Below are 23419 nucleotides of genomic sequence, written 5' to 3'. Positions count from 1 at the left end.
GAGAGCCATTCACGGGAAAAGCGGAGACATGGACGTCGAGGAGCTGGAAACCCTGCCCGCGAGCGAGCTGCACGACCGCGCTGTCCGCTATGCCGTACGGCATGGCGACTTCGGATTCCTGTGGGAGCTGCTGAAGGTCATCCCCGCCGCCGAGGCCGCCAGCGGGCATTCGAACGAGAGCGCCAACGACCTCAGCCGGGTGTCGGCGCTGCTCAGCGACGCGATGGCGGCCGGGGAAGGCGAGCTCGGCGAGGCGTTGAAACCGGTGTACGTCGATTACCTCGCCAAGCACCCCGACGCCTGATTTATCCGTATTTATCCGGCGAGCTGGAGCGCGCCGCCGTACTCCTGCGTGCCGTCCGGTGTGACGATCACCGTCCGGTACGGCAGGCGGTCGGCGAAGCGCCTGGCCCTGGCCAGGTCCATGCGGTGCATGGCGGACGCGTAGGCTCCGGCGACGCCCAGGTCGGCGCTGGAGACCGTGACGTGGCCCACGGTCGCGACCGCGAGGTCGCGGGCGATCAGCACGGTGCGCATCGTGCCCTGCTGCGGATCGCGCACGCCGATGCGCCACTGGCGCCCCGGCGCCGCGCTGCCCCGCACCCGGACGTCGCCCCCCGCGTCGATCCGGTGGTCGACTGCACCCGCGTTCGTCAGCGCGCGCGACAGGCGCTCGACGGCCCATCCCCTTATGTACGCCTCGTGGTCGTCGCGGTCGAACCAGCCGCCGGTGTTCTCGAAGAGCTCGTTGCAGCGGTGCTGGATCTCGATGAGTTCCGGGATCTGCTCGATGGTCTGCCCACCGGAGAAACGCTCCATCTCGGGAGCAAGGGTCTCGCCGACCCACGTCAGCCAGCCGAAGGCGTCGTCGAGCAGCGGCGTCAGCTCTCGCTGCGGCAACGCGGTGCGGATGTCAACCATGACCGGGATGCCCATGACCACTTCCATACGGGCCGATCCGGGGAACGTCATTCTGCCACCTCCAGAGGTCACGCTTTCATAACAGCCGTAAGGCCCGCCTAAGCGCTTCGCGCCCTGATCCGCTTGAGCGCTCCCCGCACGTACTTGCGGAACGGCCGGGGCCCCGCCAGCCGTACCTCACGCTCGCCGATGTCGGGCAGCAGGCGGGCCAGGCCCGAGGCGCTGACCTGCTCCTTGACCCGCGGATCGTGCTCGTCGCCGACCACCAGCACCAGGCCGCGCCTGCGCTGGATCTCGCGGAGCTCGGCTGTGACGCGCTGCGTGCGCACGACGGTCGGAGCACCTTGCGGCAAACGCGCCAGCAGTCGCTCCAGCCGGGCCGTATCGATGTCGGCGGCGATCAGTACAGGGCTCGTCATGACTCCAAGGTGTTCCAGGAAGATGAGAGGGAACTGAGTAGTTTCTATGGGCATGGCTAATGTTCGAGTCGAACGTACTGACGACGGCGGCTTCCGCGCCGTGAACGCCCGCGGCGCCGAGGTGCGCATGGGCAGCAGCGACGAGCAGGGGGTCTTCAGCCCCGTCGAGCTCCTGCTGGCCGCCGTGGGCGGGTGCAACATCGTGACCGTCGAGCCCCTGACCGCCAAGCGCGGGCACAAGCTCGTACGGCTGGCGATGGAGATCTCCGCCGAGAAGGCCGAGTCGAACCTCCTGGGGCCGATCACCGTCACCTACGACGTGGAGCTCCCCTCCGAGGCGGCCGACGAGGTCTACCGGGCGGTGGCGCAGCGTGTGCACGACAAGTACTGCACCGTCAGCCGCACGCTCCAAGAGGGAACCAAGGTGGAGTTGGAACTTCCGTAGAGGGCTTGTTGTCCGATTTCGACCGCGTTATGACTTCTCCGTGGTGTTCGGCTCGGTAGTGTCGAAGCAGGTCAAGGGTGCTGCGACTGACTTGCAGGCTTTTGCCGATGCGGACGCGGAGGGGGACCGCTGTCTGCTATGCGGGACCGCCGGCTCTTTGGGGGAAAGAGCCGGCCTGGACCGCAAACAGAGGCCGGGTGGTTCTTGGGGGAGACCACCCGGCCTCTTCTTATGCCCAGTGGATCAGCCTTCTGCCCGGTGTGAAACCGTTGACGGGTGAAACCTGTTCTCCTGGACTGCGACCCGGGCATCGACGACGCCCTCGCCATCGCCCTCGCGGCCGGCTCGACCGACATCGACCTCGTCGGCATCACCACCGTCGCGGGCAACGTGGGCCTCTCCCTGACCACCCTGAACGCCCTCGCCCTGAGAGAGTTCCTGCAGCTGGGCGACCTGCCCGTCCACGCCGGCGCCGACCGCGCCCTCGTCCGCGACCAGATCCACGCGGCCCACGTGCACGGCACCTCGGGCCTGGGCGACGCCGTCCTGCCCGCGCCCGTGCTGGGCGCCTCCGACGGACACGCCGTCGACTTCATCGTCTCCACCATCCTCGACCGGCCCGGCGAGATCACCCTCGTCGCCGTCGGACCGCTCACCAACATCGCCCTCGCCGTCCGCCGGGAACCGCGCATCGTGCAGGCCGTCAAGGAGATGGTCGTCATGGGCGGGTCGTACACGCGGGGCAACTCCAACCCGGCCGCGGAGTTCAACATCCTCACCGACCCGGAGGCGGCGGCCATCGTGTTCGGGGCCGGATGGACCGTCACCCAGATCGGCCTCGACGTCACGCTCACCGCCCAGGTCAACGCCGGGCTCCTGGAGAAGATGGGAGCCCTGGGCCGGCTGTCCTCCCTCGTCGTCCCGGCCGCCTCCTTCTACGGCCAGGTGACGGCCGACGGCGGCCCGGCCCTGCACGACGCCTGCGCGGTGGCCTACGCGATCTCGCCCGAGCTGATGGGGTTCACCGACGCGCGGGTGGAGGTCGAGACGGTCGGGAGGTTCACGACGGGGATGACGGTGACGGACTTCCGCTCCGACGCCCCGAACACCCGCGTGGCCACGTCCTTTGACGTGCCCGGGTTCTGGGAGGTGCTGCTCGGGGCTTACGGGCGGCTGGGGGAGAGGCTGGGGTGATGTGTGCGAGCGGTGCTTGGGGGCTGGTAGAGTTCTTTCTGTCGCAAGCGCCGCTAGCTCAGTTGGTTAGAGCAGCTGACTCTTAATCAGCGGGTCCGGGGTTCGAGTCCCTGGCGGCGCACAGCGCGAAACCCCAGTTCGGTTAGCCGAGCTGGGGTTTCTTTGTTTGGCGCCCCGCTGGATCGGCCTGCCCGGCGCTTCCCCCGTTGATACGCGCTGGACAGACCCGCAACGCCTTCGTACGATTCGGGCGCGGGGCCGCGTTCCGAATGTCCAGGGGGCATCTGTGCGTGACGGGGGACAGCGGAGCAGGGCTGACGACCATCTTCGCCGGGCTGATCATGCCCTCCACGAGGACGGCATCCTGCATGACAGCCGCCGCTGGTTCGAGGAGGCCTACCAGGAGGCCGAGCGCTCGGACGACTCCGGGGCGCTGGCGCGTGCGGCGCTGGGGCTGGGCGGGATCTGGCTGAACGAGCACCGCACCACCGCCGAGTCGGTGATGATCAACTCGCGCCAGGAGCATGCCCTGGCCGCCATCAGGCCGGACTCCGTGCTCGCCGTACGGCTGTGCGTGCGGTTGGCGGCCGAGCGGGACAACCGTATGGGGGAGCACGCCGCGGTCATGCGCGCGCTGGTCCACGCCAGGACCACCGGCGACCCGGTGGCTCTGGCCGAGGCGCTGAGCCTGGCCCATCACTGCCTGATGAGCCCCGAGCACCAGGAGCTCAGGTTCGAGCTGGCGCAGGAGCTGGTCGGGGTGGCCAGCCGTACACGGCGCCGTGGCGATCTGCTGATGGGGCTGCTGTGGTGGACGGTCGACCTGTTCCTGGCCGCCGATCCGCATGCCGAGCGGTCTCTGCGCGAGTTACGCGAGCGGCTCGCCGTCCGAGACCACCCGGCGATCGGATTCGTCATCGACGCCATCGAGGTCATGCTGCTCATCCGGGCGGGCCGGTTCGAGGAGGCCGAGCGGGCGGCGGCGGCCTGCTCGGAGCGCGGCACGGCCGCGGGTGACGTCAACGCCATCGGCTGGTACGGCGCGCAGCTGGTGACGATCCGCTGGTATCAGGGACGTGTCGCGGAGCTGCTCCCTTTGTTGTCGGACCTGGTGAACTCCTCGGCGTTGTGCCACGCGGACTACGCCTACTTCCCCGCGCTGGCGGTGGCCGCCGCAGAAGCCGGCGACCGGCGTCTGGCCGAGACGATGGTGGCCCGGCTGCGCGACATCACGCTCCCGCCGGCGAAGAACTGGCTGGCGGCGATGTACGGGCTGGTGGAGGCCGCTCACCTGCTGGACGACGAGGCGATGGCCGCGCGGGCCTACGATCTGCTCCAGCCGTACGCCCGGTTGCCGATGATCGCCAGCCGAGGGGTGGCCTGCTTCGGCTCCGCTCACCAGTCTCTCGGGTTGGCCGCACTGACGATGGGGCAGGTCGAGCGGGCCGCCGAGCACTTCGGCGAGGCCTTGCGGGCCAACCGCGCGCTCGGCCACTGGCCCGCGGCGGCCCTGAGCCGCTGGCGGCTGGGCCATGTGCTCGTACGGCTCGGCGGGCCACGCGATGAGCTGGTGACGGCGGAGAAGGAGGCCGCGGAGCTGGGCATGTCGCTTCCCGAGGTGCGGGGCACGCAGGTACGAGCAGCGGGGCCGTCGGTGGCGGTGTGCTCGAACGGCGGGCGCTGGTGGCGGGTGGAGCTGGCCGGCCGGACGGCGCTGGTCAAGTCGAGCGTGGGCATGCGCCACCTCGCTGTCCTGATCGCCAATCCCCGGCGGGAGATCCGCGCCATCGACCTCGTGGCCGGCGGTGAGGACACGCCGTCGCACTCCGCTCAACCCCTTCTGGACGAGTACGCGGAACGCACCTACGTGGTGCGGATGGCCGAGCTCGAAGAGGAGATCGGCGAGCTGGAGGCCGCCCACGACCTGGAGCGCGCCGCGGTGCTGCGCTCCGAGCGCGACTGGCTGATCTCGGAGCTGACGGCGAGCACCGGTCTGGGCGGCCGGGCGCGGAACTTCACCGACGACCACGAACGGGCCAGGGTGGCGGTGGCCAAGGCCATCAGGCGGGCGTTGACGCATATCGCCGAGGCAGACGAGGTGATCGGCGCGGAGCTGCGCGCCACCGTGCGAACGGGTGTCCGCTGCTCCTATCTGCCTCGGTGATCATGCGAGGGCCGGGTTTCAGCAGATCAGGGAGACCGTGACAGTCACCTGGTCCTGGCGGGAGATGCCCGCGTTGTCGGTCGCTCGCAGGGTGAGGTTGTGGGTGGAGGAGCCACAGCCGCCCTTGAGCCTGACGGTCGGCTGGAGCGTGTCGGAGATCTGGACACCGTTGTCGAACCACTTCACGGTGACCGGGTTGCCTTCGGGGTCGGTGGCGGTGCCGTTGAGTGTCAGCTCGTGGTACCAGCCTGTGGCGTCATTTCCGTTGACCCAGAGGAGCGCGCCGTTCGCCGGGCTGGTCACCTTGACCACCGGTGGTTTGTTGGCGCCGTCCGGCTGGATGGCGATGGGGATGGTCTCCTGATCGCACTGGTTGACCGGGTCGCAGCCCTTGAGGGTCACCGTGTGGGCGCCCACGGCGGCGCCGGTGTTGACGGTCGGGTTGTGTCCGGTCGCGAAGGGTGTGGTGGCGTTGTCGAGATACCACTTCATCGAGCTTTCAGCCAGCGGTCCCAGGTCGTCCAGGCTGGTGGAGTGGAACGGGATCAGTTCGGACTGGTCGAAGGTGGGTGTCGTGGTCGGCGACTTGGGGCCGGTGACCTTCACGTCCGGCACGTGGTCCGCCCAGGTCGCCGTGACCTGGTCCACGGCCGTGACCCCGTTGGTGAAGGCGGCGGTCGCGGTGATCGTATGGGTTCCGGCCGGAACCGTCGCCTGGATCTGCGGGCCCGTGCCGATGACCACACCGCCTCGCCGCCAGGTGATCGTGGGCTGCCCGTTGCCGTCGCCGAACACGGATGCCGTGAACGAGGCGGGAATGTGCGCCGACAGCGTCTCACCGTTCAGCGGAGTGTTGATCTTGACCGTGGGCGGTAGAGCCTCCTGGACCGCGCCCAGCGCGTGGACGACCTTTCTCTTGACCTTGCCGTCGGGGCTCAGGCGCATGGTGTCGAGCAGGATGTTCTCGATCGTGTCGATGTTCTGGGCCGGGTCCGCCGAAATGAGCAGCGCTGCGACCCCCGCGGTGTACGGCGTGGCGTAGCTGGTCCCGTGGATCTCGGTCGCGACATTCGGGTTGGGACTGTCCGGGTTCGGACCGGCCAGCACGGTGTACGGAGCGTAGATGTTGACGTCCTCGCTTCCGTAGTTGGAGTTCGCGTGACGGTTCAGCGAGTTGTGGGCGAGGCCGCCGACGCAGATCACTCCGGCGTTCTCGCACGGGGTGTGCCAGGTCTTCTCCCACTTGACGAACACGCCGGTGGTGGCGTCGACGTCGTTTCCCTCATTGCCCGCTGACGCGAAGATCAGGATGTTGTTGATGTTCGTGATCCACGCGGTGAAGCGGTCGAAGGGCAGGACGCTCCACGACAGGAACCACGGCACCTCGGTTCGCTGGCTGATGCTGACGATCTTGTTGCCGCCGGCGGCCGCCTGGCCGAGCGCGACCATCATGTAGAAGAAGTCGCCGGTGGTCCATATGCCGGTCGGGCGGGCCACCGGGCCTGCCGTGCCTGCCGTACCGACGGAGTTGCCGGGAACGGCGGCCATCGAGTCAAGGATCTTGACGCCGTGCCACGGTGTCGATCCGGGGAATTGAAAGCTCGGGCTCACACCTGGCACCGAGGTGGTGAAGGTGGTCGAGGACGGATGATCGACGCTGGTGGTGAAGGCGCGGTCGAGTACGGCCATCTTGACCTTGTTGTTCAGCTTGCCGACCGAGCCGAGCAACTGCCACGCGGCGGGCACGCCGATGTCCTGCGTGCTGCCTGACTGGAGGTATCGCCAGCTGAAGGAGTTCCGGTTGTAACTCCCCGAGCTGTGGCCGGGCGGCCCCTGCTGAGCCTCCGGCGTGCTGCCGTTGGGGATGTCGTCGTCCTTGCTCACCCAGTTGACGGCGGCCTTCTCTGTCGTGGCGGCGGCCGCGAGCAGTTCCAGGCCCTCGCGGCTGGACACCGCCACGGACTCGGCCTTGCTCTTGTCCGGATTGAGCGCCTTCAGCGCGTCGCTCAGCTGGTCGGGCCGGGCGGCACTGGTTTCGATCTTGACCAGGTAGTGGTTGAGGTCGCCCTGTTCCACCTTGTTCACGACCTTGCCGTTCCACCTGGCGACGACGGCGTCCAGCTCGGACTGGTTCGACGTGGTGACGACCAGTTCGTCGGCGACGAAGTCCATCGGGGTGCCGTCGGAGCCGGTGAGGCTGGCCAGAGGACGATCATCGGGGAGTTTGTCCATCGGAGGCTTGGCGCGGTCGGGATCCACGTAGAAGTCGAGCGGGCCCTCGCACTCCTTCAGCTCGGTGAAGACCCGCGCGCGGATGGCCCCCGCCTGCCGTCCGAGCTTGTCCAGGCCGTTGCGGGCGGCGTTGAGCTGGGCGAGCTGATCGGCATTCCAGCCCCCCTTGCCGATCACCTCCTGCAGGACCCGCACCTGCTCACGGGCGAGCTGTGCGAAAGACAGCAGCCCGTCGGCTGACTCACACGGCTCTGCGGACTGGGCCTTCTCCACGCTCTTCTTCATGGAGGCGGCGACCTGGTCATCCATGGGAGCAGGACCCTGCTGTTGCACCTCGATCACCCGGTTCAGCTCTTCCTTGAGCACGGAGATCTCGGTTTCGATGGGAGATGCGGCCTGGGCCGGGGCGGGAACGCCCACGAACGCGCCGATCAGCGCCACGGCCACTAGTGACCTGAGAGATAAGGAACGCATGCCCTCACGGGCGTGGCATGACGTTCCATCTCATGTCACAAAGGAGAATTCTCCGGGGTGAGCGCCTGCCTGATCTGCCGGGTGGTCTGCTCGGCGACGCGGGGGTTCTCGGCGGCGTAGGCGGTGTAGGCGTTCAGCCCGGTCGCGAGAGCCCAGCCGCGTCCGCGCAGCCACGTCGCCTCGTCCACCTCCAGCCGCTCGCGGAAGGCCGTACGGCTGCGCGCCGACATGAGCGTGTAGGCGATGATCATGTCGCAGGCCGGGTCGCCGACACCCAGGCCTCCGAAGTCGATGACCGCGCTCAGCACGCCGCCGGTGGTCAGCAGGTTGCCGGTGTGGAAGTCGCCGTGGAACCACACCGGCGGCCGGTCCCACGCGGGCGCCTCCAGAGCGGCGTCCCACAACGCGGTCATGGCCTTGCCGTCGAAGACGCCGTCCACCCGCGCGATCGCGGCCCGCGTCGCCCGGTCGCGCACGGACAGCGGCGCGTCGAGCAGTTCCTTGTCGCTCGGCGGCAGCTCCTGGAGCGCTTTCAGGAAGGCGGCCAGCGCGACGGCCGCCTCGTCGGAGTCGCCCAGCAGCTCGACGGTCGCCACCTCTCCGTCCAGCCAGCGTGACACCGCCCATCTCCACGGGTAGCCGAAATCGGGCTCTCCCACGGCGACCGGGACGGGGATGGCCAGCGGGAGATGCGGGGCGATCCGGGGCAACCACTCCAGCTCCTTGGCGGCCTGCTCGATCGCGCCCGCGTGACGCGGCAGCCGTACGGCCAGCTCGTCGCCGAGGCGGAAGATCATGTGGTCGGAGCCGCCGGGCTCCACGAGGGTGAGCGGTAGCCTTGACCACTGCGGGAACTGGGTGTCCACCAGCCGCCGGGCCAGCGTGGGATCGACGGGGGGTCGGAGCGACAAGGCGGTGTCTCCAGGCGGTAGCGGAACTTTTCGAGTCAGCGCCGGATGAGCTGGGCCAGCAGGTTACGGAGGGCCGGATCCACAGCATAGATCACGGTCCCGCGCATGCCCCTGGTGAGCAGGACCTTGTAGGCATTGCGGACCAGCGTGTCGAACTCGGCGTCGGGGACGGTCTTGTGGCTCTTGAACGCCGGGTCCCTGTTCTCCTTGCGGACGGTCACCAGCCTGCCATCGCGGACCGACAGATCGGGGCCGAGGATGACGCCGTTCCAGTCGTACTCGAAGCCCTGCGCGGTGTACACGCAGCCGACCTGCCCGAATCCGGTGGGTTCGCTGGCCCACAACATGCTGGGCGGGGCGTCGCCCACCGCCCGGTCTTTCTTGACGTTCCACGGACGTGCCCATTCGCCGATGACCACGTCGTCCACCAAGGTGTCGTCGGGCCGCGGCTCGCTCCACGGCCAGCAGAACCCCGCGGTCATGCGGGCCGTACCGGATCGCGCCAGCAGCGCGGCTTCCAGTTCGTGAGGGCTGCCGACGAGGCGCAGCTCGAAGTCATCGTCTTCCCACGCGACGGGACCGCCTTCTGCCAGGCCGAGCAGGCGCAGCACCCACTGCTCGTAAGCCCGGCTGCCGCCGCACCGGAACTGCTCGTCCAGGTCGACCCGGCGCACGTCGAAACCCTTGGTGGCGGCGTAGCGCTCGATGCCGTCGGCGGTGCCCAGTTCGCCTGGCCGTACCACCTGGTGCTGGTCGAGCAGGAAGACCGGGACCCGCGCGGCCGACAGCAGCTCGTCGAGCTGGCTGCGGCCGGTCCGCCTGGCGGCGGGCGTGAACCGGTTGGTGGAGGTCTCACGGATCCGATGCGCCTCGTCGCAGATCAGGACGTCGAGGGCGTTCGGCTCGGCGTCGGTGAAGCTGTTGAAGTAGGCGAACAGGTTCTTGACCCGCGTACTGCCCCGGCCGGGAAAGCGGCGCATGGTCTGGGTGAACGACTGCGAGCCTGTGGCGTGCAACGCGGAACGTCCCTGCCGGAACAGCTCACCCAGCAGGGACAGCGCGATGACGCTCTTGCCGCTGCCCGGCCCGCCGGTCACCAGGACGACCTGCTTGTGGTCGGCCCGCCTCGCCCGCTCCACGGCGCGCATCACCAGCTCGTAGGCGACCTGTTGCTCATCGAGCAGGACGAACTGCTCCCGGTCGCGGATCTCCTTGGCCGCGTAGGTCATCAGCTGCTTGCTCGGCGCGACCGGGCTGCCCAGCAGCCGGTCGGCCGCCTCCGCGCCGGACCGGTCGGCCAGGCGCTCGCCCAGGTAGCGCAGGAACTCGCCACGCCGCTGCTTGGTGAACAGCCGGCCCCGCTCGTCGCCGACCTGGTCGGCGACGCCGTCGACGTCCAGGTCCATCGCGTTGTGCAGGTAGGCGACGCCGTGCAGCCCGTCCGGGTTCCCGGCGAAGACTCCCAGGAAGTCACCCATGTACTCGCAGTAGCGCCGCACCTGCTCGGCCGGGTTCAGCCGCTCCGCGCCGCCCACGCCGTCGACCAGCACCAGGTGCTCGCCCAGCTCGGACGGCTCGGCCCGGCTCCACTGCTTGAGCTCGACCACGACGTAGGAGTCGCGGCCGGTCCGCGGATGCACGCCGGCCAGCACCACGTCCGCGCGCTTGCTGGTCAGCGGCAGCCTGTACTCGACGAGCATCTCGACCTGCCCGAGCCCGGCGTCGGCCAGGTCGCGCGCCAGCACGGGCAGGCTCCGGCGCCACGAGGTGATCTCGGCCGGCGAAACACCGCGCCCGGTCGTCCTGCGCACGTGCTCGGCGATCACCTCCACCAGCGCGGCCTCGTTCGGCGAGGCGAGCAGGTTCTCGACAGACAGCCGCAGCGCCGTCACGGACTTCCCCCAGGCAGCACGAGAAGGACTCGTGCGGGTGGGGGCCTATCCGCTCCGGCGTCAGCCGTACGAACACGGAAGCCCGTCGGGCCGCATCACATGGTCATCAAGAGGGTAGCGGTGGGTCAGGGAAAGGTCACGGAGGTCACTCGATCTCACCTCGGGGGAGTGCGGCGGTGAGGTCGAGTTCGACGAGTTGCCCCGCGAACCCGAGCTGTGCGACGCCGAGCAGCGTGCTGGCGGAGGTGAAGGCCGGGGCCAGCGGCGAGGCGAGGAGCCGCCGCCAGACCGTGCCGAGTGCGGGCGAGTCCTGGCTGACCACGTAGATGACGGAACGCACGACGTGCTCCGGGCGCGCATCGACCGCGGCGAGCGCGGTCAGCGCGTTGGCGACGACCTGGTCGACCTGCGCGTCCACGTCTCCGGGGCCGACCAGGGTGCCGCTGGGGTCGAGGGGGCACTGCCCGGCGAGGAAGGCCAGGCGTCCCGCCTCGGCGATCGTGATGTGGCTGTATCCGGGCGTGGCGTGCAGGTCCTGGGGGTTGAGTCTGGTGATGGTCATGTGCCCCAGTGTTCACGAGGGGGCGGTTGCCCGCGCGTATCGCCCGGCCAGGCGGGTGAAGGCCTCCCTGAGCTCCTCCGGTCCCACGACCTCCAGGTCGGCGTCGAAGCGGCCGAGGTCGGCGGCCAGGCCGATCCACGACCACGAGCCCGCGACCAGGCGGCACCGTTCAGGACCGAGTTCCTCCACGACGCCGTCACGGATGTACGGCGAGACGGCGGCGGCGGGCAGGGCGAGGATGACCTCGCCGCGGCACGGCCAGCCGCCCGGGCCGCCGGGGGAGGAGCCGCGGAAGCGGGCGGCCACGAAGGCGGCCACGTCGCCGCCCGGAAGCTCGCGCGGGGTGAAGCGGGGGCCGGTGGGGATGCGCGGGGTGATGCGGTCGGCTCGGAAGATGCGCCAGTCGTCGCGGTCGAGGTCCCACGCCACCAGGTACCAGCGGCCCGCCCAGGTGACGAGATGGTGGGGTTCGACCCGGCGCGGCGGGTCCTGGCCGGTGTAGTCGAAGCGGAGCTGCTCCCGCGCTCGGACGGTGGTGCCGAGGGAGAGCAGGACGTCGCCGTCGACCTGCGGTCCGGCGACGGCGGTCAGGTGGAGGGCGTCGATGCGGTGGCGCAGGCGGGCTGGCATGACCTGCCGTACGGTGGCCAGCGCTCTGGCGGCGGTTTTGTTGATGGCGGCGCCCGTCGTGGGGGCGGCCTGGAGCGCGATGGCCAGGGCCACGGCCTGGTCGTCGTCGAAGAGGAGGGGTGGGAGCTGGGCTCCTGCGTCCAGGCGGTAGCCGCCGTCGGGGCCCTTGACGGCGGCGATGGGGTAGCCGAGGTCGCGGAGGCGGTCGACGTCGCGGCGGACGGTGCGGGGGCTGACGTCGAGGCGCTCGGCCAGCAGCGCCCCTGGCCAGTCGCGTCGTGCCTGCAGCAGTGACAGCAGTGCCAGGAGCCGGGCCGAGGTTGTCCGCATACGGAGGAGAGTAGCGGTCAGAAGTTGTCCTCTTCTGGTGCGAGTGTGGAGCCACTCGAACAAAGGAGAGATGTCATGGCTGTGGCTTCGGTGACTCATCTGAACTTCCGTGGGGACGCTCGTGAGGCGCTCGCCTTCTACCAGTCCGTGTTCGGTGGGGAACTGGTTTCGGTGCCCCACGCGGACGATGAGAACCTGGTGATGTGGGGGCAGGTGGCCGCCGCGAACGGGTTCCGCGTCATGGCGTACGACGTGCCGTCCGGCATGCCGTACAGCCGGGGAGAGAACGCGTTCTTCGTTTCTGTGCGCGGGGAGACGGCGGAGGAGGTCGTCCCTTACTGGGAGGGGCTCTCCGACGGCGCGCGTGTCCATCAGCCGCTGGGGCCGTCGCCGTGGGCGCCGGTGTACGGCATGCTGACCGACCGGTTCGGCGTCACCTGGGTGATCGATGCGAGCGTTGCGGGATGATGATCGTATGACGACCGTGCTCGACAACCGCACGCTCAACCGCGCGACGCTGGCGAGGCAGTTCCTGCTTGAGCGGGCCGACCACTCGGTTCGTGACGCCGTCGCGCATCTGGGCGGGCTGCAGGCGCAGGAACCGCAGGAGCCCTTCGTGGGGTTGTGGTCGCGGTTGCGTGACTTCGATCCGAAGGAGCTGTCGGAGCTGCTCGTGGAGCGGAGGGTGGTGCGGACCATCCTGATGCGGCGCACCGTCCACCTGCTGACCGCGGAGGACACGCTGGCGTGGCGTGCCCGCCACGATGCGATGCTGCGCCAGCGCATGCTCGGGGTCTATCGCGCTGAGCTCGCCGGGGTGGACCTCGACGAGCTGCTCGCGGCGGGCCGGGAGCTGATGGCCGACGGCGAGCCGCGGTCGATGGGGGAGATCGGGCGGGCGCTCGCCGACCGGTGGCCGTCGGCGGGGGCCCGGGTGCTGGGGGAGATGGTCGTCGCCGCCCTCATCCCGATGGTGCAGTTGCCGCCGCGCGGGGTGTGGCGGGCGAAGGCGGGGGTGCGCAACGTGCTGCTGTCGTCGTGGCTCGGGCGCGAGGCCGATCCGCTCGCCGCCGACGGGCCGGACGCGGTGGGGGAGGCGCTGGTGCGGCGGTATCTGGCCGCGTACGGCCCGGCGGCTTCGGCCGACCTGCGCGCCTGGTGCGGTCTGGCCGGTCTGCCGGCGGCGGTGAAGGCGGTACGGCCTGAGCTCGTGTCGTTCCGGGATCAGCGGGGGCGGGAGTTGCTGGATCTGCCCGATGCGCCGCGCCCGGATCCGGACACGCCGGCGCCGGTGCGGTTCCTGCCTGCTTTCGACAACGTGATTCTGGGTTTCGATGATCGGAGCCGGATCATCGACGACGAGCATCGGGGGTTGTCGGTGGCGGGGGCTCGGGTGGTGCTGGTCGATGGCAGGGTCGCCGCGACCTGGACCGTCGAGGGGGGTTCTGGGGTGGTGGTCACGCCATTGGGGAGCCTGCCGGCGGCCGATCGTGATGCCGTCGCCGAGGAGGGGCGGGCGCTGGCGCGTTTCCTGTCCGATGGTGACAATGATCAGGTGCGCGTCGACTGACCGCCGCCCCGGACGTTGAAATTCACGAGCCGACCTGTCCCCGCACCCCCAGCCGGGCCTGGTCGGCTGCCGCGCGGCCGGCCGTCCAGCCCTCGTGGTCGTAGGCGCCGCGCACCCGCGACCGCGTCAGCGCCGGGAACATCGCCTCCACCGCCGACTCCACCTCGGCCGTGCGGGCCGCGAGCAGGGGGACGAGGTCGGTGCCGCGTGCCTCACCCTCCTCCCGCACCGTCTCGGCGGTCGCCTCGTCGAGCCGTTCCCCGACCCTCACCGTGAACGCCTGCAGGAACGACTCGCGGAACGAGCGGCTGCGTGATCGCCCTGACCCGTGCTTCTTGGTGCCCGCCTGGACGATCGAGGTGGTCGCCTGTACCAGCAGCGAGGTGAAGAGCAGTTCGACGGCGTCGAGGTCGGCCTCGAATCCGAGCACGGTGGAGAACCCGAGGTCGTCGCTCCAGACGGCGCGGCAGCGGTTGGCGTCGGCGACGACGGACAGGAGTGACGCCTTGGCCTGCTCGTAGGGCGCGTCGATGCCCACCCTGATGCCGGAGGGTCCGGAGTGGGGCCCGGTCTCCAGCATGGCGACGTCGATGCTGTGTTTGGCCATCAGCCGCTGCGCCGCCGCGGTGAAGGTCTGCGCCTCGGCCTCGTAGGAGGTCGACTCGGCCTTGGCGAGGAGGGCGCGGACTCTGGTGAGCGTCTTGTCGTCGGCGGTCGACGTGCGGGTGGGCGACGTGCGGGTGGGCGACGTGCGGGTGGGCGAGGTACGGCGGGCCTGGCCGGGGATGGGGCCGAGTTGTTCGAGGCGGGGGAGGGTGGTCAGGAGCTGGAGCAGTTCGAGCGCCTGGCCGATGGCGACCAGGCGCGGCTCCTTGCGGCCGGTGACGGCGGTGACCTGGTCCAGCCAGCGTTCCGGCACGGTGTCGTGGGCGTAGGTCCGTAGTTCCGAGGTGATCTGCTCGGCGGCCAGTTCGGCGTGCGGCGGGCCGAGGCGCCGCGCGGCCACGCGGATCAGGTCGGCGGGTTGCCAGCCGTTGCGCCACAGGGTCGCGATGGACCGTGCGATGGTGGCGTTCAGTTCGCCGTCGACGACCCGGCTCCAGCCGGGCGCCGGTCCGTCGCCGTCGGCCAGGATGGCGACGCAGGTGTCGAATCCCGCCTGGTCGTCGTGGTGGAGCAGGCCGACCGCCCTGCCGATCAGTTCGCGGGCGTGTTCGGCGTCCCCCTGCATGCTTCTCTCCTCGGACGAGCGTTGTCCCAGGATACGGGCGGTCGGTAATTGCGTTGCCGCCGCTCACGACGGCCCGTAGGGTTGGTGATTTGTGCGCGGGATTATGGGGCGTTTTATGCCCAAACGGTGGGGTTCATCGTTTCGCTGGCTCCTGGGATCGAGCTGGTCGACCAACTTCGGCGACGGCGTCGCCATGGCGGCCGCACCGCTGCTCATCGCCTCGCTGACCAAGGACCCCTTCCTGATCTCGCTGGGCGCGCTGATCGGCTGGGCGCCGCCGATGGTGTTCAGCCTCTACGCCGGGGTGTTGTCGGACCGGCTCAACCGGCGGCGGATCATGCTGGTGGCCAACGCGGCGCGGCTGGTCGTCCTGGCGGGCCTGATCACGATGATCGCCACCGGGACGATCACGGTGGCTTCCGCGCTGGTCGCGCTGGCGCTGATGGGCGTCGCCGAGGTGTTCGCCGACAACACCGCATCGACCCTCGCCCCGATGCTCGTGCCCCGCGACGACCTGGCCCTGGCCAACTCGCGGCTGCAGACCGGCTTCCTCACGCTCAACCAGCTCGCCGGGCCGCCGCTCGGCGCGCTGCTGTTCACCGCGGGGGCGGCATGGCCGTTCGCCGGTCAGTTCCTGCTGGCCGCGGCCGGGCTCCTCATGATCACCCGCATCGTGCTCCCGCCGCACGGCCGCGAGAACGGCTCGACGGGCAAGAGTGTCCTGCACGACCTGCGCGAGGGTTTCCTCTGGACGGTACGGCACGCCGCCGTGCGCACCCTGGTGCTCACCATCCTGATCTTCAACTTCACCTTCGGCGCCGCCTGGTCGGTGCTGGTGCTCTACAGCCTGGAGCGGCTCGGCCTCGGCTCGGTCGGCTTCGGCCTGCTTACCACGATCATGGCGGTCGGCGGGCTGATCGGCACCGCGTTGTACGGGGCGATCACCCGCCGGTTCAGCCTCGGCGTCGTCATGCGCGCCGGCCTGATCATCGAGACGCTCACCCATCTGGGCCTGGCCCTGGCGACCTCCGCCTGGGTGGCCTTCCCGATCTTCCTGGTGTTCGGCGCGCACGCCTTCATCTGGGGCGCCACCTCGGTCACCGTCCGCCAGCGTGCCGTACCGGCCGAGCTGCAGGGCCGGGTGGGCAGCGTGAACACCATCTGCGTCTTCGGCGGCATGGTCGTCGGCTCGCTGATCGGCGGCGCCCTCGCCTCGCACTACGGCGTGACGGCTCCCTTCTGGTTCGCCTTCGCCGGTTCCGCCGTCTTCGTGGTGGCGCTGTGGCGGCAGCTCCTGCACATCGCCCACGACGACGAGGTCCCGGCGGAGGTCACCCCTTCGACCCCGTGAACGCGATCCCCGCGATCAGCTGGCGTTGCATGACGACGAAGAGCACGATCACCGGCAGCGACGCCACGATCGACCCCGCGAACAGGATGGGGTAGTTCGTCAGGAACTGCCCGCGCAGCGAGGCGAGTCCGGCCGACAGCGTCATCATCTCCGGATCGGTGTTGACCACCAGCGGCCACAGCAGGCTGCTCCACGACCACATCACCGTGAGCAGTCCCAGAGCGAGCAGTCCGGGCCGCACCAGCGGCAGCAGGATGTGCCAGTAGATCTGCCACGGGTTGGCCCCGTCGATCGAGGCGGCCTCGTCGAGCTCCTTCGGCAGCGACATGAAGAACTGCCGCAGCAGGAACGTGCCGAAGGCGCCGAAGACGCCGGGGGCGATCAGGGCCTGCAGCGTGTTGAGCCAGCCCAGCCCCGTCATGATCTCGTAGCGGGGGATGAGGAAGAGCTCGCCCGGCACCATCAGCACGGCCAGGAAGGCCATGAACAGGATGCCGCGGCCGGGGAAGCGCAGCCGGGCGAAGGCGAAGGCGGCCAGCGAGCACAGCAGGAGCTGGCCCGCCGTCACCGCCGCCGTCACCACGACGGTGTTGAGGAACTGCCTGCCCAGGGGCACCGAGCGGAAGACGTCGACGAAGTTGGACCACTGCCACGACGGGGTGAACTTCGGCGGCACGCGCAGCGAGTCGGGCAGCGTCTGCAGCGAGACGATGAGCTGCCAGGCGAACGGGGCGAGCATCACCAGGGCGCCCGCCGCCAGGATGACGTGCGCGGGCCAGGTCCGAGGCTTACTCATAGTGCACCCACTTCTTCTGGAGCCTGAACTGGATCGCGGTCAGGACCAGGATCAGCGCGAGCAGGATGACGGCGATCGCCGCGGCCATGCCGCGCTGGTTCTGCACGAAACCGGTCTGGTAGAAGAGGTAGACGATCGTCCGGCTGCCCGCCAGAGCGGGGCTGCCCGCGTCGACCATGAGGTAGACCAGGTCGAACACCTGCAACGCGTTGATCATCGTGATGACGATGACGAAGAACGTGGTCGGCGTGAGCAACGGCAGGGTGATGCTGAAGAACTGCCGCATCCGCCCCGCGCCGTCGATCTCGGCGGCCTCGTAGAAGTGACGAGGGATTCCCTGCAGCCCGGCCAGGAACAGCACGGCGTTGTAGCCGATCGAGCTCCAGATGCCGACGATCGCGATGGCGTAGATCGCGAACCTCTCGTCGCCGAGCCAGTACGGCCCGTCGATCCCGATCGTGCCGAGCAGGTGGTTGATCGCCCCGAACTCGCCGTTGAACAGGTAGCTCCAGGTCAGGCCGATGGCCGCCGGCATGGTCACCACGGGCAGGAAGTACAGCGTGCGGTAGACGCTCAGGCCGCGCAGGCCCGGCACGTTGAGCAGCGCCGCGACGACGATGGACAGCGGCACGCCCGCCAGCACCAGCACCGAGTAGAGCATGGTGTTGCCGAGCGTGCCGTACATCTCCTCGTCGCCGAAGAGCTCGGCGAAGTTGGCCGTCCCCACCCAGGTGTAACCGCCGAAGACGCCCGACTCGGTCATGCTGAGGTACAGGGTCTGGGCGATCGGCCACAGGTAGAAGACGGCCAATCCCAGCGCCATCGGGGCGATGAGCAGGTAGCCCCACGCCCACTCGCGCTTGGAGTGCATCGATTACTCCTTGGCCAGGATCTCGTTCATCTGCGCCGCGATCTCCTTGGCGACGTCGGCCACCGGCCGCTTGCCCGCCCAGGCCTCGGCCAGCAGTTTGTTCTGCACGTCCTGCCACTGCGCGGTGTTGAGTGACACCGGGTACGGCACGCCGTACGGCAGCGACGCGTCGTAGGTCTCCTTGAGGTGGAAGTTCGGGAAGGCCTTGAACCAGCCGTCCTGCGTGCCCTCACGCAGCGACAGGGCGCCGCCGCCGGCGTCGGCGAGGATCTTCTGCGCCGGCTCGGAGGCGACGAACTCGGCGAAGGCCGCGGCCTCCTTGGGGTGCTCGCTCTTGGCCGAGACCGCGTTGGCCAGGCCGAGCAGGATCACGGCCTCCTTGGCCGGGCCCTTGGGCAGCGCGACCAGGTCGATGCGCTCGGCGACCTCGGGGTTGGCCGCGAACGTGGCGGCGAGCCAGGCGCCGCCGTAGAACATGCCGTACTTGCCCGACTGGAAGAGCGTGATGGAGTCGGTGTCGGCGTAGACCTCGGCGACCGGGGCGACCTTCTCCTGGATCATGCTGGTCCAGAACTCCAGGCCCTGGATCGAGGCGGGGTTGTCGAAGCCGCTCTTCTTGCCGTCGGCGGAGATCACCTCGCCGCCGGCCTGGTACATCGTCGGGTAGAAGGCGCCCTGGTCCCACATGTGGGCCAGGATGCCGAACTGCTTCTTGGACGGGTCGGTGAGCTTCTTGGCGGCCGTCTTGACGTCGTCCCAGGTCCAGTCGGCGGTCGGGTAGGCCACGCCGGCGTCGTCGAAGATCTTCTTGTCGTACCAGAGCGCCGGGATGCCGACGTTGTGCGGCAGGCCGTACAGCTTGCCGTCGTAGCGGTAGCCGTCGACGACCGCAGGAGTGAGCCCCTGGGTCTTGGACTCGTCGAGCGGGGCGAGGATGCCGCCCTTGGCGTACATGCGGACGTTGAGGCTGTTCATCCAGAACACGTCGGGGGCGGCGCCGCCGGAGGCGGCCGTCTGGAGCTTGGTCCAGTACTGGTCCCACGGGGTGATCTCGAGCTTCACCGTGACGTTCGGGTTGGCCTGCTGGAAGGCCGCGATGATCTTCTCCGCGCTCGCCTGGTCGTTCTTGTCCCAGATGGCGTAGCTGATCGTGGCCTTGCCCGAGCCCGAGGGGTCGCCGGACGAGCCGGCGGTGCCCGACGAGCCGCAGGCGGCCGTCAGCGCGGTGAGGACCGCGAGGGTCAGACGGAAACGCATGGTTGTCTCCATTGGGGGGTCAGGGGTGGAGGTTGGAGGTCCAGGTGGCGAGCTGGGCGTCGATCTCGGCCCTGGTCCGGGGGTGTCCGGGGGCGTCGGGACGTTGCTGCCAGGGGTGCGGGCCGCCGGCCGGGCGATATTCCACGCCCAGCGCGTCGAGCCGCTTCTCGTGTACGGCCAGCCGTACGAGGAAGTCGTCGAAGTCGCGTTCTTCGCTCCACATCGCCTCGGCGAAGGCGGCCAGGCGGGGGAAGGCCATGTAGTCGAGGAGCCGGGGCGAGTCGATGTGCTCGGTCCACAGCGCCGCCTGCGCGCCCAGGATCCGGTCCCGTTCCGCCAGTCCTGGTGGGACCGGGTCGAACGCGTAGATGGAGCGCAGCGAGGTCACGCTGCCGATCGGCACCGGCTCCTGCTCGCCCTCCGCCTGGCGGAAGTCCAGGTAGGTCTCGGCGAAGGGGGAGACGACCACGTCGTGGCCGGCTCTGGCCGCCATCGCCGCGCATGTGGGGCCGCGCCAGGCGCCGACGGTGACGCCCGGCGGCAGGCCGCCTTCCAGGAGCTCGTCCCAGCCGACCGGTTTGCGCCCGCGGGCCAGCAGGTAGTCGGTGAAGTGCCGCATGAGCCAGGTCTGCAGCTCGTCGGCGTCGCGCAGGCCCAGCTCGCGCATGCGCTCCTTGGCGGGGACGCTCGCGTTCCACTGGGTCTTGGGCGTCTCGTCGCCGCCGACGCAGATGTATTCGCCGGGGAAGAGCTCGATGACCTCGTCGAGGACGTCGGTGAAGAAGGCGATCGTCTCGTCGGCGACGTTGAGCACGTTCTCGCCGACGCCCCAGTCGGTGCGCACGTCCAGGGGTGTGCCGAGGTTGCCCAGCTCGGGGTAGGCGGCGATGGCGGCCTGGGTGTGGCCGGGCAGGTCGATCTCCGGGACGACGGTGACGAACCGGTCGGCGGCGTAGGAGACGATCTCCCTGATGTCGTCCTGCGTGTAGTAGCCGCCGTGCGGGCGGCCGTCGTACATGCGGTGCCGCCTGGCGCCCAGCGGCGACTCGCGCCGCCATGAGCCGACCTTGGTGAGTTTCGGATACTTCCTGATCTCCAGCCGCCAGCCCTGGTCGTCGGTCAGGTGCAGGTGCAGGACGTTGAGCTTGTGGGCGGCCAGCAGGTCGATGTAGCGCAGGAGGTCGTTCTTGGGCAGGAAGTGGCGGGCCACGTCGATGAGGCAGCCGCGCCAGCCGTACGCGGGGGCGTCGGAGACGGTGATCTCGGGGATGCTCCAGGTCCTGTCCGCCGTACGGCCGGCGCGGAAGGCGGCAGGGTCGAGCAGCTGGCGCAGCGTCTGCGCGCCGTAGAACGCCCCTGCCTGGCCGGTGGCCTCGATCACCACGGATCGGGTGGTGGCGCTGAGCCGGTACGCCTCGGGGTCGAGGCCCTCGACCAGGCGGATCTCGACGCCGCCTGGACCTTCGGGCAGCTGCAGCCCGGTGGCCGGGGCGAGGGCCTGGCGCAGCCACCCGGCCGCCCGGTCCAGCGCCGGGTCGGCGGTCAGCGGGGTCGTATCGGTGAAGGTGAAGCACCCGTCGCCGATGGTCGCGGAGGCAGGGGCCGGGATCGTGGTCACAGGGCCTCCACCGTCCGGTTCGCGCGGGCGCGCTCGGCGGCCCAGACGACGAGGTGACCCGCGAGGGCGTCGTCGGGACCCGCGCCGAGCGGCCCCTGGTCACCCTTCTCCACGGCCTCGACGAACGCCCTGATGAGCCCGGTGTCGCCGCCGCCGTGGCCGTCGGACAACGACGCGCCGGCGCTCGTGCCGGTGTCGATCGTCTCCTCGGAGCCGGTCACGAAGTCGACGACCCTGATGGTGTGCCCGTCTCCCTCGGCGAAGCCGTGGCTGCCGAAGACGCGCGTCTTGCGGTGCTCCAGCGGCGTGAACGCCGTCATCGTGAACGACACGGTCGTGCCCCGCTCGAACTCCATCGTGACGACCTGCTGGTCGACCACGTCGTTGTCGCAGTCGTAGACGCACCGTCCGTAGGGGCCGGTCTCCAGCGCGTGCATGACGCCTGCCGTACTGGCGTCCGACGTCACCGCGCCGAGCGGCCAGAACTCGCGGACGGGGTCGCCGAGGCAGCCCAGGTACAGGCGGGAGGCCGAATAGGGGCAGGCCGGCTCGACGGGGCAGCTGACGCATCGTGTGCCCGCGCCCTCCGGCCGGTTCTCCGGACGGAAATGGGTCAGGGAGCCGAAGGACGACACGGCGACAGGCTTCTCGTCGACGATGTGGAGCAGCCAGTCGATGTCGTGGCACGACTTGGTCAGCAACATCGGCCCGGATTCGGCGGTGTTGCGCCAGGAGCCGCGCACGAACGAGTGGGCCATGTGCCACCAGCCCACCGGTTCCAGGTGCTGCACGCTGGAGATCGGCCCTAACCGGCCGCTGCCCAGGAGCTGCTTGAACGCCCTGGTGTAGGCGGTGTAGCGGAGCACGTGGCAGACGGCGAAGACGACCCCGTTGCGCTCGACGGCCTCCACGATGCGGCGGGCCTCCGGCTCGGTGGGGGCCAGCGGCTTCTCCAGCAGGATGGCGTAGCCCAGGTCGGCGAAGGCGACGGCCGGGTCGGCGTGCATCGTGTCCTGGGTCGCGATGATCACGGCGTCGGCCAGCTTCGGCACGGCGGCCAGCTCGGCCCATCCCGTGAAGCAGGCTTCCTCGGGAACGCCGTGTTCCGCGGCCATCGCGGCCCGTCTGGCCGGATCCGGGTCGGCCACGGCCACGATCCGCGCCCGGCCGTCGGCGGCGGCCGCCCGGGCGTAGATCATGCCGCGGGCTCCCGCCCCGGCTACGGCTATAGTCACTGTCATTCGCGGACCCCCTTATTGCGGACTCCATAAATAGTCATGGATCCCGCCTTGCAGTCAAGACCCGCTTTGCCGGATGATCTCATTAATGCCCGGAGACCATTGATGACGAGGAGCGAACCTGTGCAGGTCAGTGGTGGGGATCTTCAGCGCCTGCGTCAGCTGAACTCCCTCAGCAGCATCCGCGCCCTGCGCGAGTCACGCGCACCACTGACGCTCACCGAGCTGTCGGCCCAGACGGGGCTGTCGCGGGCCTCGGTCGGCGACGTGGTCACCGACCTCCACCAGCGCGGCTGGATCACCGAGGTCGAGCCCACGCCCGGCACGATGGGCCGGCCCGCCAAGCGCTACCGCTTCCGCGCCGACGCCGGGCACGTGCTCGGCATCGACATAGGAGTGCACAAGGTCCTGGCCGTCGTCACCGACCTCACGGGCCGCATCGTGGCCAGCGGACGCGTCGCCGTCGACAGGAACACCACCAGGCCCGAGCGCCTGGAGGCCGTGTGGCGGGCCGTCGAGGCCGCGCTGGTCGCCTCCGGGCTGGCCGCGGCCGACCTGTGGGGCGTCACCGCCGGAAGCGTCGGCGTCGTCAGCAGGGAAGGGGTGGTCACCCGGGTCGAGGCCCTTCCCGACTGGCCGGGGGTCGACCTCGCCGGCCATCTGGGCGAGCGCCTGTCGTGCCCGATCACCATCGAGAACGACAGCAAGCTCGCAGCCCTCGCCGAGCAGCGGCTCGGCGTCGCCGCCGGCGTCCAGGACCTCGTCTACCTGCACGTCGGCCGCAGACCGGGCGCGGCGCTCATCCTCAGCGGCCGCCTCCACCACGGCTTCAGCGGTGCCACGGGCGAGGTCGGCCTGATGGACATCACCGGCTGGCGCACCATGGCGGTCGAGCTGGAGGGCTGCCCCGTGGCCGACGGCGCGCCGCCGGAGGAGGCCGCCAGGCTCGTCTTCGGCGCCGCCCGCGCCGGGGACGCCGTGGCCCAGGAGGCCGTCGACGTCTACGCCCGCCGCCTGGCGCTGGGCACCGCCGCCATGGTCCTCACCCTCGACCCCGAACTGGTCATCCTGGGAGGCGGGTTCTCCCGCTCGGCCGACGTGCTGCTGCCGGCGCTCCAGCGGGCACTCGAACCCCACTGCCTGCGCGTGCCCGCCATCCGGCCCTCGACCCTCGGGGAGGAGTGCGTGGCCCTGGGCGGCGCCTGCCTGGCTCTCGACCAGGTCGCCGAGCGGTTCTTCTCCTCCGAGGGCAGCCTCGCCAGCCCGGTCGCCCCCCAGCGTCTCGGCTGAGGGGCGAACGGGCCGCCGGGGGG

The 23419-nt window shown here is 69.9% G+C and carries 21 protein-coding genes and 1 tRNA gene; 9 read left to right on the top strand and 13 right to left on the bottom strand.

The window, feature by feature from the left end; translation table 11 throughout:
• The first annotated feature begins 28 nt into the window (after positions 1-28).
• Positions 29-304, top strand: coding sequence for a hypothetical protein (locus HNR30_RS26270; RefSeq protein WP_181612668.1), 276 nt, complete (start codon positions 29-31; stop codon positions 302-304).
• A gap of 11 nt (positions 305-315) precedes the next feature.
• Here HNR30_RS26270 and HNR30_RS26265 read toward each other — a convergent pair whose 3' ends face one another.
• Together HNR30_RS26265 and HNR30_RS26260 are read right to left on the bottom strand one after the other, a co-directional pair.
• Positions 316-972, bottom strand: a complete 657-nt coding sequence (locus HNR30_RS26265) for an FAD:protein FMN transferase (protein WP_181612667.1) — start codon at positions 970-972, stop codon at positions 316-318.
• A 47-nt stretch (positions 973-1019) separates the two neighbouring features.
• Positions 1020-1340 (bottom strand): ferredoxin reductase domain-containing protein, encoded by a 321-nt coding sequence (locus HNR30_RS26260; RefSeq protein ID WP_181612666.1) that lies wholly within the window; start codon positions 1338-1340, stop codon positions 1020-1022.
• A 52-nt stretch (positions 1341-1392) separates the two neighbouring features.
• Between HNR30_RS26260 and HNR30_RS26255 the strand changes: the two genes are divergently transcribed.
• The 4 genes from HNR30_RS26255 (at position 1393) to HNR30_RS26240 (ending at position 5143) form a co-directional block, all read left to right on the top strand.
• Positions 1393-1785, top strand: coding sequence for an OsmC family protein (locus HNR30_RS26255; protein WP_181612665.1), 393 nt, complete (start codon positions 1393-1395; stop codon positions 1783-1785).
• A gap of 276 nt (positions 1786-2061) precedes the next feature.
• Complete coding sequence (locus HNR30_RS26250) at positions 2062-2979, top strand: nucleoside hydrolase (RefSeq protein ID WP_181612664.1); 918 nt, start codon at positions 2062-2064, stop codon at positions 2977-2979.
• A gap of 47 nt (positions 2980-3026) precedes the next feature.
• Positions 3027-3100: transfer RNA gene (locus HNR30_RS26245), tRNA-Lys, on the top strand.
• A 165-nt stretch (positions 3101-3265) separates the two neighbouring features.
• Positions 3266-5143, top strand: a complete 1878-nt coding sequence (locus HNR30_RS26240; RefSeq protein WP_181612663.1) for a hypothetical protein — start codon at positions 3266-3268, stop codon at positions 5141-5143.
• 18 nt (positions 5144-5161) lie between these two features.
• Here HNR30_RS26240 and HNR30_RS26235 read toward each other — a convergent pair whose 3' ends face one another.
• The 5 genes from HNR30_RS26235 to HNR30_RS26215 all read right to left on the bottom strand — a co-directional run bounded on the left by HNR30_RS26235 (position 5162) and on the right by HNR30_RS26215 (position 12174).
• On the bottom strand, positions 5162-7816 hold the full coding sequence (locus tag HNR30_RS26235; RefSeq protein WP_220133996.1) for a S8/S53 family peptidase: 2655 nt from the start codon (positions 7814-7816) through the stop codon (positions 5162-5164).
• A 68-nt stretch (positions 7817-7884) separates the two neighbouring features.
• Complete coding sequence (locus HNR30_RS26230; protein ID WP_181612661.1) at positions 7885-8760, bottom strand: aminoglycoside phosphotransferase family protein; 876 nt, start codon at positions 8758-8760, stop codon at positions 7885-7887.
• 35 nt (positions 8761-8795) lie between these two features.
• Positions 8796-10652, bottom strand: coding sequence for a DNA/RNA helicase domain-containing protein (locus tag HNR30_RS26225; RefSeq protein WP_181612660.1), 1857 nt, complete (start codon positions 10650-10652; stop codon positions 8796-8798).
• Positions 10653-10797: 145 nt separating this feature from the next.
• Positions 10798-11214 (bottom strand): RidA family protein, encoded by a 417-nt coding sequence (locus HNR30_RS26220; RefSeq protein ID WP_181612659.1) that lies wholly within the window; start codon positions 11212-11214, stop codon positions 10798-10800.
• Positions 11215-11226: 12 nt separating this feature from the next.
• Positions 11227-12174, bottom strand: a complete 948-nt coding sequence (locus tag HNR30_RS26215; protein WP_181612658.1) for a helix-turn-helix transcriptional regulator — start codon at positions 12172-12174, stop codon at positions 11227-11229.
• A 75-nt stretch (positions 12175-12249) separates the two neighbouring features.
• On the opposite strand from HNR30_RS26215, the gene HNR30_RS26210 reads away from it, so the two are divergent.
• Together HNR30_RS26210 and HNR30_RS26205 are read left to right on the top strand one after the other, a co-directional pair.
• Positions 12250-12642: a VOC family protein gene (locus HNR30_RS26210; protein ID WP_181612657.1), complete on the top strand. Its 393-nt coding sequence runs from the start codon at positions 12250-12252 to the stop codon at positions 12640-12642.
• Between the two features lie 7 nt (positions 12643-12649).
• A complete protein-coding gene (locus HNR30_RS26205; RefSeq protein WP_181612656.1) occupies positions 12650-13744 on the top strand; it encodes a winged helix DNA-binding domain-containing protein in 1095 nt (364 codons plus the stop codon).
• Between the two features lie 22 nt (positions 13745-13766).
• Here HNR30_RS26205 and HNR30_RS26200 read toward each other — a convergent pair whose 3' ends face one another.
• Positions 13767-14975, bottom strand: coding sequence for a DUF2786 domain-containing protein (locus HNR30_RS26200; RefSeq protein ID WP_181612655.1), 1209 nt, complete (start codon positions 14973-14975; stop codon positions 13767-13769).
• A 115-nt stretch (positions 14976-15090) separates the two neighbouring features.
• Here HNR30_RS26200 and HNR30_RS26195 point away from each other — a divergent pair, with 115 nt between their 5' ends.
• Positions 15091-16326, top strand: a complete 1236-nt coding sequence (locus HNR30_RS26195; protein WP_220133995.1) for an MFS transporter — start codon at positions 15091-15093, stop codon at positions 16324-16326.
• Here HNR30_RS26195 and HNR30_RS26190 read toward each other — a convergent pair.
• The 5 genes from HNR30_RS26190 to HNR30_RS26170 are packed head-to-tail and all read right to left on the bottom strand — an operon-like array spanning position 16307 to position 22109.
• The gene (locus HNR30_RS26190) at positions 16307-17122 is read right to left on the bottom strand and encodes a carbohydrate ABC transporter permease (RefSeq protein ID WP_181612653.1); all 816 of its coding nucleotides are present in this window, start codon (positions 17120-17122) and stop codon (positions 16307-16309) included. The two genes, HNR30_RS26195 and HNR30_RS26190, sit on opposite strands and share 20 nt — an antisense overlap.
• Positions 17115-17993: a carbohydrate ABC transporter permease gene (locus tag HNR30_RS26185; protein WP_181612652.1), complete on the bottom strand. Its 879-nt coding sequence runs from the start codon at positions 17991-17993 to the stop codon at positions 17115-17117. Before HNR30_RS26185 ends, HNR30_RS26190 begins: the two co-directional genes overlap by 8 nt.
• Positions 17994-17996: 3 nt before the next feature.
• The gene (locus HNR30_RS26180) at positions 17997-19250 is read right to left on the bottom strand and encodes an ABC transporter substrate-binding protein (protein WP_181612651.1); all 1254 of its coding nucleotides are present in this window, start codon (positions 19248-19250) and stop codon (positions 17997-17999) included.
• A 19-nt stretch (positions 19251-19269) separates the two neighbouring features.
• A complete protein-coding gene (locus tag HNR30_RS26175; RefSeq protein ID WP_181612650.1) occupies positions 19270-20868 on the bottom strand; it encodes a beta-N-acetylhexosaminidase in 1599 nt (532 codons plus the stop codon).
• On the bottom strand, positions 20865-22109 hold the full coding sequence (locus HNR30_RS26170) for a Gfo/Idh/MocA family protein (protein WP_181612649.1): 1245 nt from the start codon (positions 22107-22109) through the stop codon (positions 20865-20867). Before HNR30_RS26170 ends, HNR30_RS26175 begins: the two co-directional genes overlap by 4 nt.
• Positions 22110-22229: 120 nt before the next feature.
• Between HNR30_RS26170 and HNR30_RS26165 the strand changes: the two genes are divergently transcribed.
• Positions 22230-23396 carry an ROK family transcriptional regulator gene (locus HNR30_RS26165; RefSeq protein ID WP_181612648.1) on the top strand — a complete coding sequence of 389 codons (1167 nt, stop codon included), beginning with the start codon at positions 22230-22232 and terminating at the stop codon, positions 23394-23396.
• Positions 23397-23419 lie beyond the last annotated feature (23 nt).

The sequence above is a fragment of the Nonomuraea soli genome, from assembly GCF_013761175.1.
Classification (GTDB): Bacteria; Actinomycetota; Actinomycetes; order Streptosporangiales; family Streptosporangiaceae; genus Nonomuraea; species Nonomuraea soli.
This window is presented reverse-complemented; position numbering and strand designations above follow the sequence as displayed.

Coding starts and splice junctions, on each gene's coding strand:
- HNR30_RS26270 (WP_181612668.1), top strand. CDS start 29: ATGGACGTCGAGGAGCTGGAAACCCTGCCCGCGAGCGAGCTGCACGAC.
- HNR30_RS26265 (WP_181612667.1), bottom strand. CDS start 972: ATGACGTTCCCCGGATCGGCCCGTATGGAAGTGGTCATGGGCATCCCG.
- HNR30_RS26260 (WP_181612666.1), bottom strand. CDS start 1,340: ATGACGAGCCCTGTACTGATCGCCGCCGACATCGATACGGCCCGGCTG.
- HNR30_RS26255 (WP_181612665.1), top strand. CDS start 1,393: ATGGCTAATGTTCGAGTCGAACGTACTGACGACGGCGGCTTCCGCGCC.
- HNR30_RS26220 (WP_181612659.1), bottom strand. CDS start 11,214: ATGACCATCACCAGACTCAACCCCCAGGACCTGCACGCCACGCCCGGA.
- HNR30_RS26215 (WP_181612658.1), bottom strand. CDS start 12,174: ATGCGGACAACCTCGGCCCGGCTCCTGGCACTGCTGTCACTGCTGCAG.
- HNR30_RS26210 (WP_181612657.1), top strand. CDS start 12,250: ATGGCTGTGGCTTCGGTGACTCATCTGAACTTCCGTGGGGACGCTCGT.
- HNR30_RS26205 (WP_181612656.1), top strand. CDS start 12,650: ATGACGACCGTGCTCGACAACCGCACGCTCAACCGCGCGACGCTGGCG.
- HNR30_RS26200 (WP_181612655.1), bottom strand. CDS start 14,975: ATGCAGGGGGACGCCGAACACGCCCGCGAACTGATCGGCAGGGCGGTC.
- HNR30_RS26195 (WP_220133995.1), top strand. CDS start 15,091: ATGCCCAAACGGTGGGGTTCATCGTTTCGCTGGCTCCTGGGATCGAGC.
- HNR30_RS26190 (WP_181612653.1), bottom strand. CDS start 17,122: ATGAGTAAGCCTCGGACCTGGCCCGCGCACGTCATCCTGGCGGCGGGC.
- HNR30_RS26185 (WP_181612652.1), bottom strand. CDS start 17,993: ATGCACTCCAAGCGCGAGTGGGCGTGGGGCTACCTGCTCATCGCCCCG.
- HNR30_RS26180 (WP_181612651.1), bottom strand. CDS start 19,250: ATGCGTTTCCGTCTGACCCTCGCGGTCCTCACCGCGCTGACGGCCGCC.
- HNR30_RS26170 (WP_181612649.1), bottom strand. CDS start 22,109: ATGACAGTGACTATAGCCGTAGCCGGGGCGGGAGCCCGCGGCATGATC.